Source organism: Nonomuraea harbinensis (assembly GCF_019396385.1).
Classification (GTDB): Bacteria; Actinomycetota; Actinomycetes; order Streptosporangiales; family Streptosporangiaceae; genus Nonomuraea; species Nonomuraea ferruginea.
In genome coordinates this window covers 80,258-97,014 of record NZ_JAHKRN010000035.1, presented here as the reverse complement: position 1 = coordinate 97,014, position 16,757 = coordinate 80,258, and the positions used below count along the sequence as shown (strand labels likewise).

At 72.2% G+C, this 16,757-nt stretch carries 17 protein-coding genes; 5 read left to right on the top strand and 12 right to left on the bottom strand.

Annotated features, from left to right (window positions below):
* Positions 1–81: 81 nt before the first annotated feature.
* Positions 82–546, bottom strand: coding sequence for a MarR family winged helix-turn-helix transcriptional regulator (locus KME79_RS30240; RefSeq protein WP_148030103.1), 465 nt, complete (start codon positions 544–546; stop codon positions 82–84).
* A gap of 57 nt (positions 547–603) precedes the next feature.
* Between KME79_RS30240 and KME79_RS30235 the strand changes: the two genes are divergently transcribed.
* Positions 604–1,380, top strand: coding sequence for an alpha/beta fold hydrolase (locus tag KME79_RS30235; protein WP_219547878.1), 777 nt, complete (start codon positions 604–606; stop codon positions 1,378–1,380).
* Between the two features lie 39 nt (positions 1,381–1,419).
* Here the strand turns inward: KME79_RS30235 and KME79_RS30230 are convergent, their stop codons facing one another.
* Positions 1,420–2,322: an RNA-guided endonuclease InsQ/TnpB family protein gene (locus KME79_RS30230; RefSeq protein ID WP_219547876.1), complete on the bottom strand. Its 903-nt coding sequence runs from the start codon at positions 2,320–2,322 to the stop codon at positions 1,420–1,422.
* Positions 2,323–2,410: 88 nt separating this feature from the next.
* Positions 2,411–2,962 (bottom strand): DUF1707 and DUF4870 domain-containing protein, encoded by a 552-nt coding sequence (locus KME79_RS30225; protein WP_261808380.1) that lies wholly within the window; start codon positions 2,960–2,962, stop codon positions 2,411–2,413.
* Between the two features lie 182 nt (positions 2,963–3,144).
* Here KME79_RS30225 and KME79_RS30220 point away from each other — a divergent pair, with 182 nt between their 5' ends.
* The gene (locus KME79_RS30220) at positions 3,145–3,492 is read left to right on the top strand and encodes a hypothetical protein (RefSeq protein ID WP_148030100.1); all 348 of its coding nucleotides are present in this window, start codon (positions 3,145–3,147) and stop codon (positions 3,490–3,492) included.
* 662 nt (positions 3,493–4,154) lie between these two features.
* On the opposite strand, the gene KME79_RS45475 is transcribed toward KME79_RS30220, so the two are convergent.
* The 8 genes from KME79_RS45475 to KME79_RS30180 form a co-directional block, all read right to left on the bottom strand.
* On the bottom strand, positions 4,155–5,465 hold the full coding sequence (locus KME79_RS45475) for a DUF4192 domain-containing protein (protein WP_246640667.1): 1,311 nt from the start codon (positions 5,463–5,465) through the stop codon (positions 4,155–4,157).
* Positions 5,466–5,609: 144 nt separating this feature from the next.
* Positions 5,610–6,338, bottom strand: coding sequence for an EI24 domain-containing protein (locus KME79_RS30210; protein ID WP_219547874.1), 729 nt, complete (start codon positions 6,336–6,338; stop codon positions 5,610–5,612).
* Positions 6,339–6,348: 10 nt separating this feature from the next.
* Positions 6,349–6,930, bottom strand: coding sequence for a Maf family protein (locus tag KME79_RS30205; protein ID WP_219547872.1), 582 nt, complete (start codon positions 6,928–6,930; stop codon positions 6,349–6,351).
* Between the two features lie 16 nt (positions 6,931–6,946).
* The gene (locus tag KME79_RS30200) at positions 6,947–7,495 is read right to left on the bottom strand and encodes a DUF937 domain-containing protein (protein ID WP_187281024.1); all 549 of its coding nucleotides are present in this window, start codon (positions 7,493–7,495) and stop codon (positions 6,947–6,949) included.
* 67 nt (positions 7,496–7,562) lie between these two features.
* Positions 7,563–9,506 carry an ATP-dependent zinc metalloprotease FtsH gene (gene ftsH / locus KME79_RS30195; RefSeq protein WP_148030096.1) on the bottom strand — a complete coding sequence of 648 codons (1,944 nt, stop codon included), beginning with the start codon at positions 9,504–9,506 and terminating at the stop codon, positions 7,563–7,565.
* A 38-nt stretch (positions 9,507–9,544) separates the two neighbouring features.
* Positions 9,545–10,393: a hypothetical protein gene (locus KME79_RS30190; RefSeq protein WP_219547870.1), complete on the bottom strand. Its 849-nt coding sequence runs from the start codon at positions 10,391–10,393 to the stop codon at positions 9,545–9,547.
* A gap of 164 nt (positions 10,394–10,557) precedes the next feature.
* Entirely contained in the window at positions 10,558–11,238 is a 681-nt protein-coding gene (locus KME79_RS30185) for a peptidyl-tRNA hydrolase (protein ID WP_219547868.1), read from the bottom strand.
* Positions 11,235–12,500 (bottom strand): MFS transporter, encoded by a 1,266-nt coding sequence (locus KME79_RS30180; RefSeq protein WP_219547866.1) that lies wholly within the window; start codon positions 12,498–12,500, stop codon positions 11,235–11,237. Before KME79_RS30180 ends, KME79_RS30185 begins: the two co-directional genes overlap by 4 nt.
* Positions 12,501–12,571: 71 nt before the next feature.
* On the opposite strand from KME79_RS30180, the gene KME79_RS30175 reads away from it, so the two are divergent.
* Positions 12,572–13,522: a GlxA family transcriptional regulator gene (locus tag KME79_RS30175; RefSeq protein ID WP_148030092.1), complete on the top strand. Its 951-nt coding sequence runs from the start codon at positions 12,572–12,574 to the stop codon at positions 13,520–13,522.
* Positions 13,523–13,602: 80 nt separating this feature from the next.
* A complete protein-coding gene (locus KME79_RS30170) occupies positions 13,603–14,526 on the top strand; it encodes a DMT family transporter (RefSeq protein ID WP_219547864.1) in 924 nt (307 codons plus the stop codon).
* A 28-nt stretch (positions 14,527–14,554) separates the two neighbouring features.
* Here KME79_RS30170 and KME79_RS30165 read toward each other — a convergent pair whose 3' ends face one another.
* Positions 14,555–15,490 carry a DUF5996 family protein gene (locus tag KME79_RS30165; protein ID WP_219547862.1) on the bottom strand — a complete coding sequence of 312 codons (936 nt, stop codon included), beginning with the start codon at positions 15,488–15,490 and terminating at the stop codon, positions 14,555–14,557.
* 27 nt (positions 15,491–15,517) lie between these two features.
* Between KME79_RS30165 and KME79_RS30160 the strand changes: the two genes are divergently transcribed.
* A complete protein-coding gene (locus KME79_RS30160; RefSeq protein ID WP_219547860.1) occupies positions 15,518–16,750 on the top strand; it encodes an FAD-binding protein in 1,233 nt (410 codons plus the stop codon).
* The last annotated feature ends 7 nt before the right edge of the window (positions 16,751–16,757 follow it).

Genomic DNA, 16,757 nt, shown 5'->3' with positions numbered 1-16,757 from the left:
CCAGCTCCGCGCCACGGCCGACCTCCTGGGCGCGGACCTGGTCCACGTCCAGCCTTGACCCGCCCGCCGGACACCGGCCCCTCAGTCGACCTCCACGTCGTCGAGGAGCCGGAGCAGGCTGGAGAGCACGCGGACGCAGGCGTCGACCTCGGCGCCGGTCACGTGCTCGCCGACCGGGGCCAGCATCGCGCGCTCGCGGTCGATCAGGGCGGTGATGGCGGCGCGGCCCGCCTCGGTCATCCGTACGAGCGAGGACCGCTTGTGCGCCGGGTTGGCGACGAACTCCACCAGCCCCAGCGCGGCCGCGTCGTTGCTCATGCGCTGCACGAACTGGCGGCTCAACGCCTGCGCCCGGCCCATCTGGGGGACGGTCATGGGCCCATGCTCGCGCAGCATGTTGAGCACGGCCCGGACCCCGACCGACAGCCCTTCGACGGGCGCGTCCTGCTCCACCTTGCGGTGGGCACGCCGGTAGAGCGGCCCCACGAGGTCGAACACCTCGATGAGCCGGTCGGGCAGCTCTCCGGGAACCGCTGTCTCACTCACTCCACCATGATGACACCTGGGTTGCCATTCTCGCCACAGAATGACACCTTGGTTGTCATGGATGACTTGTTCTGGATCGACACCGGCACCGGCCGCCCGCTCGTCCTCCTGCACGGCGGCTTCCTGGACCACCGCATGTGGGAGGACCAGATCCCGGTGTTCGCGGAGGAGTGTCGCGTCATCGCGCCCGACGCCCGCGGCCACGGCCGGTCCGCCAACGCCACCGGGCCGTACCGGCTCACCGACGACCTCGCCGCCCTGCTGCGCCACCTGGACACCGGCCCCGCGATCCTCGTGGGGGTCTCCATGGGAGGCGCCCTCGCTGTCGACACCGCGCTGGAGCACCCCGACCTGGTCAGCGCCGTGGTCGTCAGCGGGGCGGGGACCAGCGAGCCCTACTTCACCGACCCGTGGACCACCCGGGCCATGGCCACCTGGCACGCCGGGATGGCCGCCGGGGATCTGGACGCCTCGGTCGAGGGGTTCATGCTCTTCGCCGCCGGGCCGCACCGCTCGCTCGGCGAGCTCGATGCCGAGGTCGTGAGCCGCCTGCGCCGCATGGCCGTGGAGACCATGTCCAAGCACAGCGCCGGCGAGCCCGACCACATCGTCCCGGTCCGCGACACCTGGGAACGCGTCCCCACCATCGGCGTCCCCGTGCTGGCCGTCAACGGCGCCGCCGACTCCCCCGACCACATCGGCATGGCGGAACGCCTCGCCGGCGCGGTGGCCGACGGCCGCGCGACCTCGATCGACGGGGCCGCCCACTACCCCAACATGGAACGCCCGGACGCCTTCAACAGTCTCCTCGGAGACTTCCTGCGCACCGTTTGACATCCTCCCCGTGCTGAAGCACAGGGATTCCAACCGCGACTACCCCACGAGGAGGAGGTCACGTTGAGGTTCGCGGTGCACCGGCCCGGCAACCCGTGGCCCTTCCCGCGCAGACACGACATGCCCTGCCGCGCGTTCGATGTTCCTGGCCGCGTTCACCTCGGCGTTGCAGGCGTATCCACACGACCGGCACCGGTAACGCGCTTGGCTCTCACGCGCTTCCCGGTCCACGATCCCGCACGCCGAGCACCGCTGACTCGTGTACGCGGGATTGACCCTCACCACCCGCCCGGGCGCCTTGTCCTCCAGGCGTCGGACGAGACCGCCCCATCCGGCGGCGAGAATGCCCCGGTTCAGCCCCGCCTTGGCCCGGACATTGCGCCCGGGCGCCTCGACGGTGCCACGTGCCGACCGGGTCATGGCGCGGATCTGCAGGTCTTCGACGGCGATCACGTCGAACCGCTGGGCGAGGTCCGTGCTGACCTTCTCCACCCAGTCCTTGCGCCGGTCGCTCTCGCGTGCCTTCAGCCGGGCGATGGCGGCCTTGACCTTGGCGCGCCGGTTCGATCCGCGCCTGGCCCTGGCGAGCTTGCGCAACAGCCGCCGCAGGCGCGCCTTCTCCGTGTCGCGCAGCCCGGGAGCGTTCAGCATCTCCCCGGTGGACGAAGCGGCCGACACGGCCACCCCCCGGTCCACGCCGACGACCTCGCCCGTACCCGGCGCCGGGACGGGATCGGGGATGGCGGCGAACGCCACATGCCACCGCCCGGCGCGGTCGCGGGTGACCCGATACGACTTCACCCCGTCAGGGACGGCGCGGGACCAGCGGAAACGGATCCAGCCCACCTTCGGAACCCTCACCTCGCCCACGTGCCGGGACAGGCGCCGCACATCCCCCGCCCTGAAGGACGGGGCCTCCAGCCTGGCGGTGTCCGGTGACACCGCGTCCGCGCTCCCCGTCCGTGAAAGGGAAAACCCGCCTTCGCGTGAAGGCGGGTCCGTGGTCGTTCGCCGGGCGTTTCGACGGTGGTCACTTCACCAGGCGGATCGTCATCGGGTAACGGTAGTCGCCGCCCGACAGGGCCGAGACGCCCGCCACGATGGACAGGACGACTCCGACCACCCAGATCACCGGCACCAGCACCAGACCGATGATCGTGATCGGGAGCAGGATGGACGCCCCCGTGATCGTGAGCTGGAAGTTGAGCGCCTCGACCGCGTGACGCCGGATGTACGGCGAGGTCTTGCCGGCCGTCAGCATCAGGATGAGCGGCCCGATGATCGGGAACCCGACCAGGGTCAGCAGGTGGGCCGCCGAGGCGCCGAGTCGCTCGTTGCTCTCGGGCTCGGCCGTGAAGCGGGGCGCGGGCGCCTGCGGCGCGGCGAAACGGGGCACGCCGTTGGGGCCGTAGAGCTCCCTCATGATCGGCATGAGGTCGCCGTGCGTACGCGCCGTCATGGCGCGCTCCAGCCGGTCGTCGAACTCGATCTTGTCGAAGCGGCCTTCGGCGTAGGCGGCCTTGACGTGCTCCACGACGTGCTCCCGATCCTGGTCGGTGACGCGCAGCTCAGTCTGCGGCACCTGTCCCGGCCTCGAGGGTGTGGGTACCCCAGTCATCACAGCCATGCCTCTCCCTACGGGATACGAACGGTCTCTTCCCATACTGCTCGACCGGGGGTGGTCGTGGGCATCGGGAGAATCCCGGATGTATCCCCGAGATCTTCCCCGACGCGCCGAAGCGTTTGACGGTATAAAAAGGACTCATGAGATGGCGAGATCGCTACGGCCTCCGGCGGCTGCGTGGCAAAAAGATCGCGAAGTTCGATCGCGAGGCCACCGACGCCGACATCGAAGCGCTCATCGCCTTCGCCAAGTCGCGGCGCGGCGTCGAGTTCTACGTCGAGCCCGAGACCTTCGCGACGGACACCACCGCGGTCGCGGTAGCCGACGACGGCGAGTGGACCCGGCGCAGGGTCGGATCACCCGCGGTGATCCACAAGGTGGCCCGTGACCTGGCGTTGCCGGTGTATGACGTCCAGCTGACCGGCTATCCACAGCGCATGCGCAGCTACAACGAGCGCCGCAAGCGCGAAGGAGGCGAACAGCTCTAGCGCCACCCGGCGCGACGAGAGCATGGCACACCGACCTGCCGGCCCGCCGCCACCCAGCCGGACGAAGACACCCCACCCCGGTAGCCCACCCGAACTGTCACCCCGCCGTCTGAGCCACCACCCTGGCCGCCTCAGCAGAAGCACTCACCCCACCGTCCTTGAAGACCCACTCTGGCCGGGTAGCGTCCCGTAGGGCGGTGCGATCCTTCACCCGCACAGCCCTGTTCGCCCAGGTAGGTCACGCACGATGAGATCGTTGATCTCACTTGGCGGGGCACCGCCCAGAGACGGGCTGAGGCATCACCCGGCACGATCCTGACGGACGTATACATTGCCCGGCACGATCCTGACAGGCGTAGACATCTCCCGGCACGATCCTGAAGGGCGTAGACATCGCCCGAACCACCTGGGACAGGCTGAGACACCACCTCGCGAACCACTCAGGCAGGCACACCCGCACGACGCTGCTGGGGTAGACATCCCGAACCACGCGGACAGGCTGATAAACCATCCCGCGAACTACGCGAACAGGCACACCCCGCACGACGCGTAGACATCGTCGGACCACCCGGGACTCGCTGAGACACCCCCCAATGACCTCGACCGGCGAAAGCACCGCTGTGTGTCCCTTCACTGGGCGAGGACGCAAACCCACGGCACCGTCATGTGGTCCTCTCATCCGCGAGGTCCGGAGCACCGGGGCCGGACCCCGTGTCACTCGGGAAGGCGGACGGGCCGAGATCGCCCGCCTGGAGCGCATCTGGCTCGGGATGGTGCTCGATCAGGGCGAGGAGGGGCTGGAGCCAGGACGCCCTGGGTACCCCCATCGCGGCGTCGAGTTCGTCAGGGGCGGGCATCCGGCCATCGAGGACGGCCGGCGGCAGCAGGTGTTGCAGGGCGTGCATGAGCAGGTTGGCCATCGAGTAATGAGGGTCGATCGCCAGGGCCCGCTCCAGAGCGATCGTGGCCAGAATGCTGTCACCGGCCCGCCACCCTGCCATGGCCAGAAGGGACGCCACCGGAGGAATGAAGGCGGGCTCCAGCCGACGCGTGAGGTCCTTCCACAGGCCGATGTGGGAGTCGTCCATCAGAGTCCAGGCTTCGTCCCGAACCCTGATGACCGCGAGGGCGAGGCCCAGCCTCGCGGCCTCGGCGTCATCGAGCCGGTCACCAGCGCCGGCACGCGCCAGAGCCGCCCGGACCCGTGCGAGCCCTTCGGCCACGAACACCCCGGCGAATTCATCAGAGGCAGAGACGGCGCCACCAGAAACACGGGGCACGCCGGAGGCGGACTCGGGAACGGCGACGTCAGAGGCGGCCCCGGCCCCGACGCCGCAAGCGCCAGCCTCAGCGGAGACCGCGCCATCAGAGACAGGATGAGCAGCGGAGACCGCGCCGCCGGAGGTCGTGGTGAGGGCTGTGCGCAGGGTGTGGATCGCGTCGGCTGTCGCGCGGCGCATCGCGAGACGTACGGGGCCGGTGGCCGGGGCGATGGTGCGTTGGAGGGTCTGGCGGTCGGGGAGGGCGACGAGGCCGCGGACGGTGGCCTCGGCGGCCACGCGGCTGCTCCGCGGGTCGTACGGGGTGCCTTCCGGCGGGCAGCAGGTGGCGCTGTCGCACACGTAGGACCAGTAGCGGCCGTCGTGGGCGCGCAGTGCTTCCGCCACCTCGACGCCCGCCCCGGCGGCGATCGCGGTGGCCTCGTCGACGGCGGGGGTGACGGCCTCTCCGGGGCCGTAGCCGACGACGACCACCTGGGACACCTCCTCGCGTTGGAACAGCGCGGTCAGGGGGGCGAGGGTGCCCGGCGGCATGGGGACGTTCCAGCGGGCGGCCACCTTGGCCCGGCTCTGGGCCAGGCCGACCACGATGAGGCTGTCGGCCGGGTGGAAGCCGACGAGGTAGGGCACGGCGGCGAGGATGTCGGCCGGGCTGGTGAGGGTGAGGCAGGTGGCGGAGATGTCGGTCGTCATGGGCACAGAGCGTGCCGCGCGCCGGGCCCCGGGAAGGCGCCGATAACAGGTTCTGTGGACAAGCAGCACCGCGGCCGACCGCCTGTGGATCTGAGGGGGAAGCGCCGCCAACCGGTTCTGCGGATGAGCGGCGCCGCCTGTGGACTACGGGGCGAGGCGCTCCCGTACCATGAGCGCGGCGCCCGCGACCGCCGCCGGCATCGCCACGACCGCCACCAGCGGCACCATGAAGAGCAGGAACACGGCCACGCCGAAGCCGAGCGTCACGGGCAGGTTGCCGCGCAGCAGGCGGAAGCGGTCCTTGCGGAGCAGCCCGCGCCGTTCCATGCCGAGCGTGCTCAGCTCGACCGTCAGGAAGAAGCCCGAGACGGCCGCCCCGAGCACCGGCACCACGGTCTGCCCGAGCACGGGCACGAAGCCGAGGAAGAACAGCGGCACGGTGAACATCAGCACGAACATCAGCGTCACCAGGCTGTCCTTGACGGACCGCGGCAGGGTGCGCCACCAGGGCTGCCCGTCGGCCTCCTCGACGCCGTCGACCTTGGCGGAGAGCTTCTCGTAGAACGGCTCCCCGATGGTGAGGGTGATCGCCGCGAAGGTCACCACCGCCAGCGCCAGCCCGCCGAGGAACAGCGCGATCGCGACCGTCACCCGGAACGCCTGGGCCCAGGACCACGAGTCGGCGAACGGGGTCATGAACTCGGCGAGGCTCATCGCGTTGGTGCCGAGCAGGATCAGCGCCACCACGTAGACGGCGAACGCGATCACCGCCGGGATGAGCCCGAACAGCCACCACCGGCCGTTCCTCGCCACCCAGCCCACGCCTCGCAGGAAAAAGCCGACACCGGAGCCGAAGTCGCGCAGCGATCGCATGTCCGGCAGGCTAGCGCCAGAACGAGGTGACCGCGTAACCCAGCTCGTCGAAAAGCTCGCGCAGCAGCGGCAGCGAGATGCCCAGCACGGTGCCGTGGTCGCCCTCGATGCCCTCGACGAACCAGCCGCCGCGCCCTTCGACGCTGAACGCGCCGGCGAGGCTGAGCGGCTCGCCGGTGCCGACGTAGGCGGCGATCTCCTCCTCGGAGGGGCTGCCGAAGTGGACGACGGTGGTCGCGGTCTCGGCGACCTGCCTGCCCGCCGCCACGTCGATCACGCAGTGGCCGGTGACGAGCCGCCCGGTGCGGCCGCGCATGATCCGCCAGCGGTCGAGCGCCTCCTCCTGGGTGGCGGGCTTGCCGTAGGGGCGGCCGTCGAGCTCCAGGATGGAGTCGCAGCCGATGACCAGGCCGTCGCCCAGCCCGGCGGCGACCGCCTCGGCCTTGGCCTTGGCCAGGACGAGGCTGAGCGCGGCGGGGGTGTGAGCGCTGAACGCGTCTTCGTCGACCCCGCTCACGATCACTTTGGGGTCGAGGCCCGCGTTGCGCAGCAGGGCCAGGCGGGCGGCGGACGCTGAGGCCAGAACGATCACCGGACCAGCTTACCCGTCACCAGGCGGGGCCCCGCGCGCCCCTGGTGGTGTGCGGCTCGGGCAGGTCGCCGAAGGCGTCGGCGAGGAGGGCGGCCAGTTCGTCGGGCAGGGTGGCGCGCTCGCGGGCCAGCTCGGCGGCCATCTCCTCGGTGGTCATGTCGAGCTCCCCCGCCCGGATGGCGAGCAGGGACATCACCATGGGCGCGAGCAGCGCCAGCAGCCGCATGACGGCGCCCGGGTCGAGGCCGGACAGCCGGGCCAGCCCGTACGCGACGGTCTCGGTGCCCTGGCCGCCGAGCACGTGCGCGAGGATGTTCTGGCCGTCGCGGGCCAGGGAGGCGACGTCCCCGTTGAACGGGTCGGCGTCGGTGTGCTCGTCGAGCGCGGCGCGCAGGGCCTCGGCTCCGTCAGGGTGCTCGGCGTCGCGGGCCATGCCGCCGACGATCATCCCGGAGGCGGCCGCGATCGCGTCGCGGGCCCTGCCGGCGTCGGTCGCCAGCATCCCGCCGATCTGCTCCAGGCCGGGATCGCCGAGTTCGGCGAGCAGCCGGTCGGTCAGTCTCACGGCAGTCCCCCTGATCCTCGTCCGGGAGACCTTCCCCGCCCGGCCCCCGGTTAAGTCCGGGGGCGTCCTAACTTTTGGCCAACTCCCCGGGCTCGGCGTCGAGGACGGGTTCCCGCAGCCCGGCGGCGGTGTAGGCGCTGTCCTCGTCGAGCGTCTCGTGCTCCAGGAGGGCGGCCACGATGCCTTCGAGCTTGGCTCGGTTCTCGCGCAGGATGCGGACGGCGTCGTCATAGCACTCGTCCACGATCCGCCGCGCCTCCTCGTCCACGATGGCGAGCGTGGCGGGCGAGGCCTGCGGCTGCTGGCCGTCGTTGGACAGGATCGTGAGCGGGCCGACCTTCTGCGACATGCCCCAGCGGCCCACCATGCCGCGGGCGATCATGGTGACCTGTTCGAGGTCGCTCTCGGCGCCGGTGGTGATGACGCCGTAGATCACGTCCTCGGCCGCCATGCCGCCGAGCGCGCCCGTGATGCGGCCGCGCAGGTAGCGCTCGTCGTAGGCGTAGCGGTCGGTCTCGGGCGTGGAGAGGGTGACGCCGAGCGCCCGGCCGCGCGGGATGATGGAGATCTTCCTGACCGGGTCGGCGCCCGGCAGCAGCATGCCGAGCAGGGCGTGACCGGCCTCGTGGTAGGCGGTCCTGACCCGCTCCTCCTCCGGCATGACGATGCTGCGGGCGGCGCCGAGCTGCAGCTTCTCCAGCGCGTCGGCGAAGTCGGCCGTGCCGACCTTCTCCTTGCCGCGCTTGGCGGCGAGCAGCGCCGCCTCGTTGACGAGGTTGGCCAGGTCGGCGCCGGTCATACCGGGCGTGGTCTTGGCGATCCGGTCGGCGCTTACGTCCGCCTCCAGCGGCACGCCCCGGGTGTGCACGCCGAGTATCGCCGCGCGGCCGGCCGCGTCGGGCAGCCCGACCTGCACCGTACGGTCGAACCGGCCGGGGCGCAGCAGCGCCTGGTCGAGGACCTCGGGCCGGTTGGTGGCGCCGATGACGATGACGCCCTCGACGCCGGAGAAGCCGTCCATCTCGGTGAGGATCTGGTTGAGCGTCTGCTCGCGCTCGTCGTGGCCGCCGATGCCGCCCGCGCCGCCGCGGGCGCGCCCGATGGCGTCGATCTCGTCGATGAACACGATCGACGGCGCGACCTTGCGCGCCTCCTCGAACAGGTCGCGTACGCGGGAGGCGCCGACGCCGACGATCATCTCGATGAACTCGGAGGCGCTGGCCGAGAAGAACGGCACGTTCGCCTCACCGGCCACGGCCCTGGCCAGCAGCGTCTTGCCGGTGCCCGGCGGGCCGGCGAGCAGCACGCCCTTGGGCAGCTTGGCGCCGAGCCTGCGGTACTTGGCCGGGTCCTTGAGGTAGTCGACGATCTCGACGAGTTCGTTCTCCACCTCGTCGATGCCGGCCACGTCGTCGAACGTGACGCGCACCTTGCCCGCCTCGACCGGCTTGGCGGCCTTCGACTTGCCGAGGCCGCCGACTCCGCCGCCCATCATGCCCGCGCCGCGCCGCATGATCCAGATCCACAGGCCGGCCAGGAGCAGCACGGGGAAGAACGCCAGCAGCAGGTTGAGGAAGAAGCCCCGGCCCGTGCTGAGCGGCTCGGCCCTGATCTCCACCGCGGCGGTCTGCAGCTGCTGGGAGAGCTGGTCGGTGTCGGCGAAGGTGGGGATCTCGGTGCGGAACTCGGTGTAGGACTGGTTGCCGCTGTCGGGGTCGTTGGCCGCCGACTTGAGCTGGCCCTCCACCGACAGGCCGGTGGCGTAGATCTCCTTGACGTTCTTGGCGGTCACCTGCTGGGTGAACTGGGTGTAGGAGATCGTCTCCCTCTCGCCGCTGTCGAAGAACGACGACACCAGGAAGAACACGGCGTAGACGGCCAGCAGGGTGGCCACGAACCGCCACCAGTTGATCTTGGGGCGGCCTCCGGGGGTGCCGGGGAGCCCTTCGGCCCGCCACGGTCGCTTGGTCTTGCCGTTCTCCGATGATCGCGGCGCCCCAGAGCGTTCCACGGCGTCGTCACTCCCCAAAATCGCCGCCCTTCATGATCTCAGCGTAGGACGCGCACCCCGGCGATCGCGTGAGGAATGTCGCGCCACCTGTTGCGTTGCGTGTCCGGCACTGTGATGAACACCAGTCCCGGCTTGCTCATTCCGCCGTCCACGACCATCACGGCCGCGCGGGAGCTGCGCTTGCCGTACGTGACCTGGTAGAGCAGCGTCCAGCCGTCCTTGATCCGCTGTGAGCCGAGCCAGCGGATCTTGGAGCCCTCGGGGTGGTGGTTGAGCGTCCACCGGGCGGCCAGCAGGGCGGTGTCGCGGTCGGACTTCTGCGCCTCGATCGGCACCGGGCAGCTGACCAGCATGCCGCGCGGGCCCTTGCTCGGCTTGGGCAGCACCTGCCGGCTGGTGAACGGGGCCGGTCCGTACGACTTCCAGGGCTTGGGCAGGTTGGGCACGGCCAGGCCGGTGCGCTTGTCCTTGATGACGCTCTTGCCGGCGCGGGGCAGCTTCAGCCGCTTGACCTTGGCGGGCAGGCGGGGCAGGCGCTCGTCCGCGTACAGGGCCTCCATCGCGGTGTAGCCGGGCGCGAGCGACGTGCCGGGGGTGGGAGTGGGGCGCGGCGCCGGATCGTCGCCCGAGACGCCCGAGGCGGGCTCGACGGTGGCCTCCGCGGTCGGCCCCGCGGTGGCCTCGACGGTGGCGCCCACAGTGGCGCCGACGGTGGCTTCGGCGGTGGCTTCGGCGGTGGGCGGGCCGGACGAGACGGGCACGGCCGATGGCGCGGCGACCGGCCGGGCGCCGGTCTCGTCCGGCCGCGAGGGAAGCGCCAGGACCACCCCGACGGCGGCGACCGCCACCGCCGCGACCACGGCGAGTCCCCGGTAGATCGCCCCCATCCGGATGTCTCCGATGCGGGAGCGTCTGGGCGGCGAGGCAGGGATTCCCGGGCGGTCTTCGGTTCTCACGCGGGAACCTCTGGTCTCATCAACCCCATCGAGCACGAACCGGAGCGTACGACAAAACCGACCCATCTGCGGGCGATTGCTACCGAAGTGTCATCTCAGGTTGGTGTAACAGGTGGGACTCGGGGTCCGATCCGGTCTCCGCCGAGCCAGGGCGCGTCGGCCACGAAGGTGCACGAGCCGGGCTCGATCTCGGTGAACCCGGCGTCGCGCACCACCGGCAGCCCCTCGTCCACCTTCGCCGAGAAGACTGCGGGCCGGGCGGTGCGCACGGACACCGTGAGACCCCGCGCCCGCCAGGCGGCGCGTCCGGCGGCGTCGCTGGCCCACCAGGCGAGCTGGGCGGCGTGCCCCGCCTGCGCCATGGCCTTGCCCGCGGACATGCGCAGGGCGGGGTTCTCCCAGAGGACCGGCGGGGTGGCCGGGCCCGGCTCGCCGGTGTCGGCCAGCTCGGTGCCCGACACCTGCAGTCTTGCCAGGTCCCTGGGCCAGGCGTCGAGCGGGACGGGCGGGTGCACGCGCACCTCGGCGGTGCGGTGCTCGATCGTGCGGCCGGGCAGCGCGACGGCCCGCCGCCACTCCGCGCCCCTGGCCCGCCGCACCACCTTGCGGATCCGGCCCGCCTGCCAGGCGCGCAGCTCCCCGGCCCACTCCCCCGGGTCGTCGAGCAGGGAGAGCACCGCCATGGCGGCGGCCTCAAGGGCGTCGGCGCGCTCGGGCGGGCCGGCACGTTCGATCCGCACCACCAGGGGCAGGACCATCTCTTCTGAGTCGTTCATCGCTTCCCAGCATGCCGGATCGCCACCGACATCCCGGCGGCGAGCAGGCACAGCGCCCCGGCCGCGTACCAGGCCACGTCGTAGTGGCCCAGCTGGTCGCGGGCGAGTCCGGCGCCGACGGCGGCCACGGCGGCCCCGACCTGGTGGGAGGCGAACACCCAGCCGAACACCACGGGCCCGTCCGCGCCGTACAGGCTGCGGCACAGCGCCACCGTCGGCGGCACGGTCGCCACCCAGTCGAGCCCGTAGAAGACGATGAACACCAGCATGCTGGGCTCGGGGGTGGCCGCGAACAGGGCGGGCAGCACCATCAGCGACAGCCCGCGCAGCGCGTAGTAGACGCCGAGCAGCACCCGGGGGTCGATCCGGTCGCTCAGCCAGCCCGACATGACGGTCCCCACGATGTCGAAGACCCCGATCACCGCGAGCAGCCCGGCGGCGGTCGGCTCGGCCATCCCGTGGTCGTGCGCGGCCGGGATGAAGTGGGTGCCGACCAGCCCGTTCGTGCTCGCCCCGCAGATGGCGAACCCGCCCGCGAGATACCAGAAGGGACGGGTGCGCGCCGCCGACCGCAGCACGGTCAGCGCGCGCACCGCCGCGTTCGCGGCCGGGGCCGGTGGGGTACGGGGCGCGTCCGGGTCGGCGCCGAGCGCCGTCGTGCCGACCTCCTCGGGGCGGTCGCGCAGCAGCCACCAGACGAACGGCACCACGGCCAGCGCGGAGCCGGCCACCGTCAGCGAGGCCACCCGCCAGCCCGGCCCCTGGGCGAGCTGGGCGAGCACGGGCAGGAAGACGAGCTGCCCGGTCGCCCCGGCGGCCGTCAGCAGGCCGGTGACCAGGCCGCGGTGCCGCACGAACCACCGGTCGGTCAGCGTGGCCGCGAACACCAGGGCCATCGACCCGGTGCCGAGCCCGACGAACACCCCCCACAGCAGCAACAGGTGCCAGCTCGCGGTCATCCACACGGTGAGCCCGCTGCCGGCGGCGACGAGCAGCAGGGCGAGGGCGACCACCCGGCGCATGCCGAAGCGGTCCATGAGCGCGGCGGCGAACGGCGCCATCAGGCCGTAGAGCACGAGGTTGACGGAGACGGCCAGGGAGATCGTGCCCGTGCTCCAGCCGAACTCCTCCCGGAGCGGGTTGATCAGCACGCCGGGGGTGGCGCGGAAGCCGGCGGCGCCCAGGATCGCCACGAAGGCGACGGCCGCGACGAACCAGGCCCGGTGCACGCGGACGCGCCTGGCGGGGGTGGTCAGGGTCATCCGCCAATCCTGATTTATCGCGGTTTCCGGGCACGAGTGGCCCGAAGGCCAATATGTGAAAGAATCCGGCCATGCCGCACCGGATCGCCGTCGTCGTGCTCGACCAGTTCGCGCCGCTCGACCTGGGAGTGCCAGGACAGGTGTTCAGCACGGCCGAGTCGGCGTCGGGCGAGCCCTTGTACGAGGTGGTGACCTGCTCGCCGGGCCGCGCCCCCGCGCGCTGCTCGGCCGGCTACAGCGTGCACCCCGACCACGACCTGGACGTGCTCGACACCGCCGACACGGTGCTGGTGCCCGGCGTGCACGGCGGGCCCGCCCTGCGGGAGGGCGTCATCCCCGGCGAGCTGCGCGAGGCACTCCAGGGGCGGCCCCGGGTGATGTCGATCTGCACGGGCGCGTTCGTGCTGGCCGCCGCCGGGCTGCTCGACGGCCGCCCGGCCACCACCCACTGGCGCAACGCGGCCCGCTTCGCCAGGCTGTTCCCCCGGGTGAAGCTGGACCCGGACGTGCTGTTCATCGACGACGGCGACGTGCTCACCTCGGCCGGCGTCGCGGCCGGGCTCGACCTCTGCCTGCACGTGATCAGGCGCGACCACGGGAGCGAGGTGGCCAACAGGGCGGCCCGCCGCTGCGTGATGCCGCCCTGGCGGGAAGGCGGCCAGGCGCAGTACATCGAGCGCCCGCTGCCGCCCGCCACCGGCAACGGCACCGCCGCCACCCGCACCTGGATGCTGGCACATCTGGACGCGCCGCTCGACCTGGAGGCCCTGGCGGCGCACGCCAGCATGAGCGTGCGCACGTTCACCAGGCGCTTCCGCGAGGAGACCGGCATGAGCCCGGCGCGCTGGCTTTCCAGGCAGCGGGTCGAGCACGCCCGTCACCTGCTGGAGACCACCGACCTCGGCGTGGAGGAGGTGGCCAGGCGCGCCGGCTTCGGCACCGCCGTCTCGCTGCGCCAGCACCTGCACGCGGTGGTCGGCGTGGCGCCCCTGGCCTACCGGCACACGTTCCGCCGCCAGTAGGGAATAACCGGACAGGTCGTCCAGTTGCATGAGCCAGTTAAGTGGACACGTCGTCCGCTTCTGTCTCGTGGAGGAGTCTCATGGAGACCGCTCTTCTGGGTGCCGCGCTGCTGGCCGGTTGCCTCCTCGCCGTCCAGGCGTCGGCGAACCTGCAGCTCAACCGGGCCGTGGGCACGCCCTACGGCGCCTCGACCCTGCAACTGGGCGTCGCGACCGGCCTGCTGGCCGTCCTCGCCCTGGCCACCGGCGCCCTCGGCGTGCTCGCCCGGACGGCCGACGTCCCGGTCTGGCACCTGCTCGGCGGCCTGGCCAGCCCGCTCTACATCACCAGCGGCATCCTGCTGTTCCCCCGGCTCGGCGCCCTGGTGACCGCCGGCCTGTTCGTCACCGGCCAGATGTTCGCCTCGCTCGGGCTGGACTCGTTCGGACTCCTCGGGCTGGCGCGCGAGGAACCGGACGCCGGGATCGTCGCGGGCGCCCTCGCGGTGCTGGCGGGCATCACCGTCATCGTCCGCGGCCTGGGCGGCGGCGTCCCCGGCGGGACCCGGACGCGGCCCGGCTGGCTCGCCCTCGGGCTCGTCGCCGGCGCGGCGCTCCCCGTGCAGGGAGCCGTCAACGCCAGGCTCCGGGCCGGCCTGGACGAGCCGCTCACCGTCGCCGCCGTCAGCTTCACCGTCGCCACGCTCACCATCGCGGCCCTCCTGCTGGTGCTGACCGCCACCCGCCGCACGCCCCGCCCGCGCCTCGAGGGGCTGCGGGCGATGCCCTGGTGGGGGTGGCTGGGCGGGGCGTGCGCGGCCGCGTACGTGACGGGGACGTTCCTGCTCCTGCCCGCCATCGGCGCGGCGGTGACGATCGCCCTGACGGTCACCGGCCAGCAGCTGACCTCCGCCGTCATCGACCACTACGGCCTGTTCCGCATGCCCAGGAGGCCGATGGACGCCTCCCGCCTGCTCGGCCTGGCCCTGCTCCTGGGCGGCGCCGTCACGATCCAGCTGAGCTGACCTCCGCCGCCGGGCGCGCCCGCGGCGGTCAGGACGAGGCGACCGGGTCCGTGACCCCGCCGGGGCAGGCGACGGCTCCGACGTCCCAGCCCGCGAGCCGCGCCCCTGCCTCGTAGGCGCTCTGGTAGAAGGCCAGGACGGCCTCGCGCGGGGAGGGCTCGGCCCTGGCGTCGTCGTAGCGCAGGATGGCCAGGTGACTCCCGCGCTGCTCGACCCACTCCGCGGTCCCCGGGAGCAGCGGTTCGCCGGCCAGCCCGGCGGGCTCCGGCGCGGTGTAGGAGTAGAAGGCCGGTTGCGGGAAGGTGTCGTCGCCGAACCAGAAGCCGGAGCTGATCACCTCGCGGGAGTACGCCTCGCGGGTCACCGGGTCGTTGCCGGAAGGCTGGTCGATCACCCGGTCGGAGAACCTCGTGCAGGCGATGTCGAAGGTGTGCCAGAAGTGGTGGACCGGGCTGATCTTGCCCGAGTAACCGGAGGCGAACTCCTCCAGCACCAGGTTGACCTGGCTGAGCACCTGCCAGTAACGCGTCGCGTGGACGGGATCATAGGCCGCGTGCTCGGTGTCCTCGGCGAACGGCCGGCCGGAGTCGGGCAGGTCGAACGGCTGCGGGATGTCGACGTCGACCGGCGCGTCCAGGTCCCCGAGTGCCCGCATGACCTCGTCGTAGAACGACGCCACGGACTGGCCGTAGAGGGGGAACGTCACCGCCCGGCCGTCGATCGTGGCGACGACCAGCTGATGGGCGACGAAGTCGAAGTCGATGGTGAAGATCGGCCCGCCGTCGGCCCGCCCCGTCGGGCGGGTGGTGATGCCCCGCCCGGTCAGGTGGAACGGCACGTGCCACCAGTGGTTGCGCCGGATCCCGGCCGCGAGGCGGATCTTGCCGACGATCTGGGCGAAGCGGTGCAGCGTGGCCTTGGTGTCCTGCCATGCGGCCAGCGGGATCGCGGGAAACAGTTCCATGTCCCTCACCATCCCCACGGCCGTCCGATGCATGAGGTGTTGTGGCAAAGTGGGGCGGTGACGCTGACGAACTGGGCGGGAAACACCGCCTTCACGGCATCCCGGATCCACCACCCCACCTCCCTCGACGAGCTCCGGAGCCTGGTCGCCGCCGCCCGGCGGGTGCGCGCGCTCGGCAGCGGCCACTCCTTCAACGACGTCGCCGACTCCCCCGGTGAGCTGGTGCGGCTCGACCGGATGCCGCCCCTGATCGAGATCGACGGCGCGGCGGCGCGGGTGCGGGTCGGCGCGGCCACCACGTACGCGCGGCTCGCCCCCGAGCTGCACGCCCGCGGGTTCGCGCTGGCCAACCTGGCGTCGCTGCCGCACATCTCGGTGGCGGGCTCGGTCGCGACCGGCACCCACGGCTCCGGAGTGGGCAACCCGAGCCTGTCGGCCGCCGTCCGCGGCCTGGAGCTGGTCACCGCCGACGGCTCGATGGTCACCCTCGAACGCGGCCACGACGACTTCCCCGGCGCGGTGGTCGCGCTCGGCGCGCTCGGCGTGGTGTCCGCGCTCACCCTGGACCTGGTGCCGGCGTTCGAGCTGCGCCAGTACGTGCGCGAGGGCGTGCCGGACGACGCCCCGTTCGACGAGGTCATGGCCGACGGCTACAGCGTCAGCCTGTTCACCGACTACCGCGACACGCGGGCCTGGATCAAGACCCGCGGCGAGCCGCCCGGCGACGACTGGCACGGCACCCGGCCGGCGGACGGCCCGCGGCATCCCGTGCCCGGCATGCCCGCCGAGAGCTGCACCGTACAGCTCGGCGTGCCGGGCCCGTGGCACGAGCGGCTGCCGCACTTCCGCGCGGACGCGCCGCCCAGCAGCGCCGGGGACGAGCTGCAGTCGGAGTGGCTGCTGGAGCGCTCGCACGCCGCCGCCGCGCTGCGCGAGCTGCGCGCGGCGGGCGACCGGATCCGGCCGGTGCTGCAGATCTCGGAGGTGCGCACGGTCGCGGCCGACGACCTGTGGCTGAGTCCCTCGTACGGGCGCGACAGCGTGGCGTTCCACTTCACCTGGGTGAAGAACCCGGAGGCGGTGCTGCCGGTGATCAAGCTGGTGGAGGACGTGCTGGCGCCGTTCGACCCCAGGCCGCACTGGGGCAAGCTGTTCACCCGCCGCCCGGCGGTGCCTGACCGGTTCCGAGAGCTGGTGCGCCGGTACGACCCGGACGGCACGTTCGGCAACACTTTCACCCGGACACTGCTGGATACCTGACGGGAGC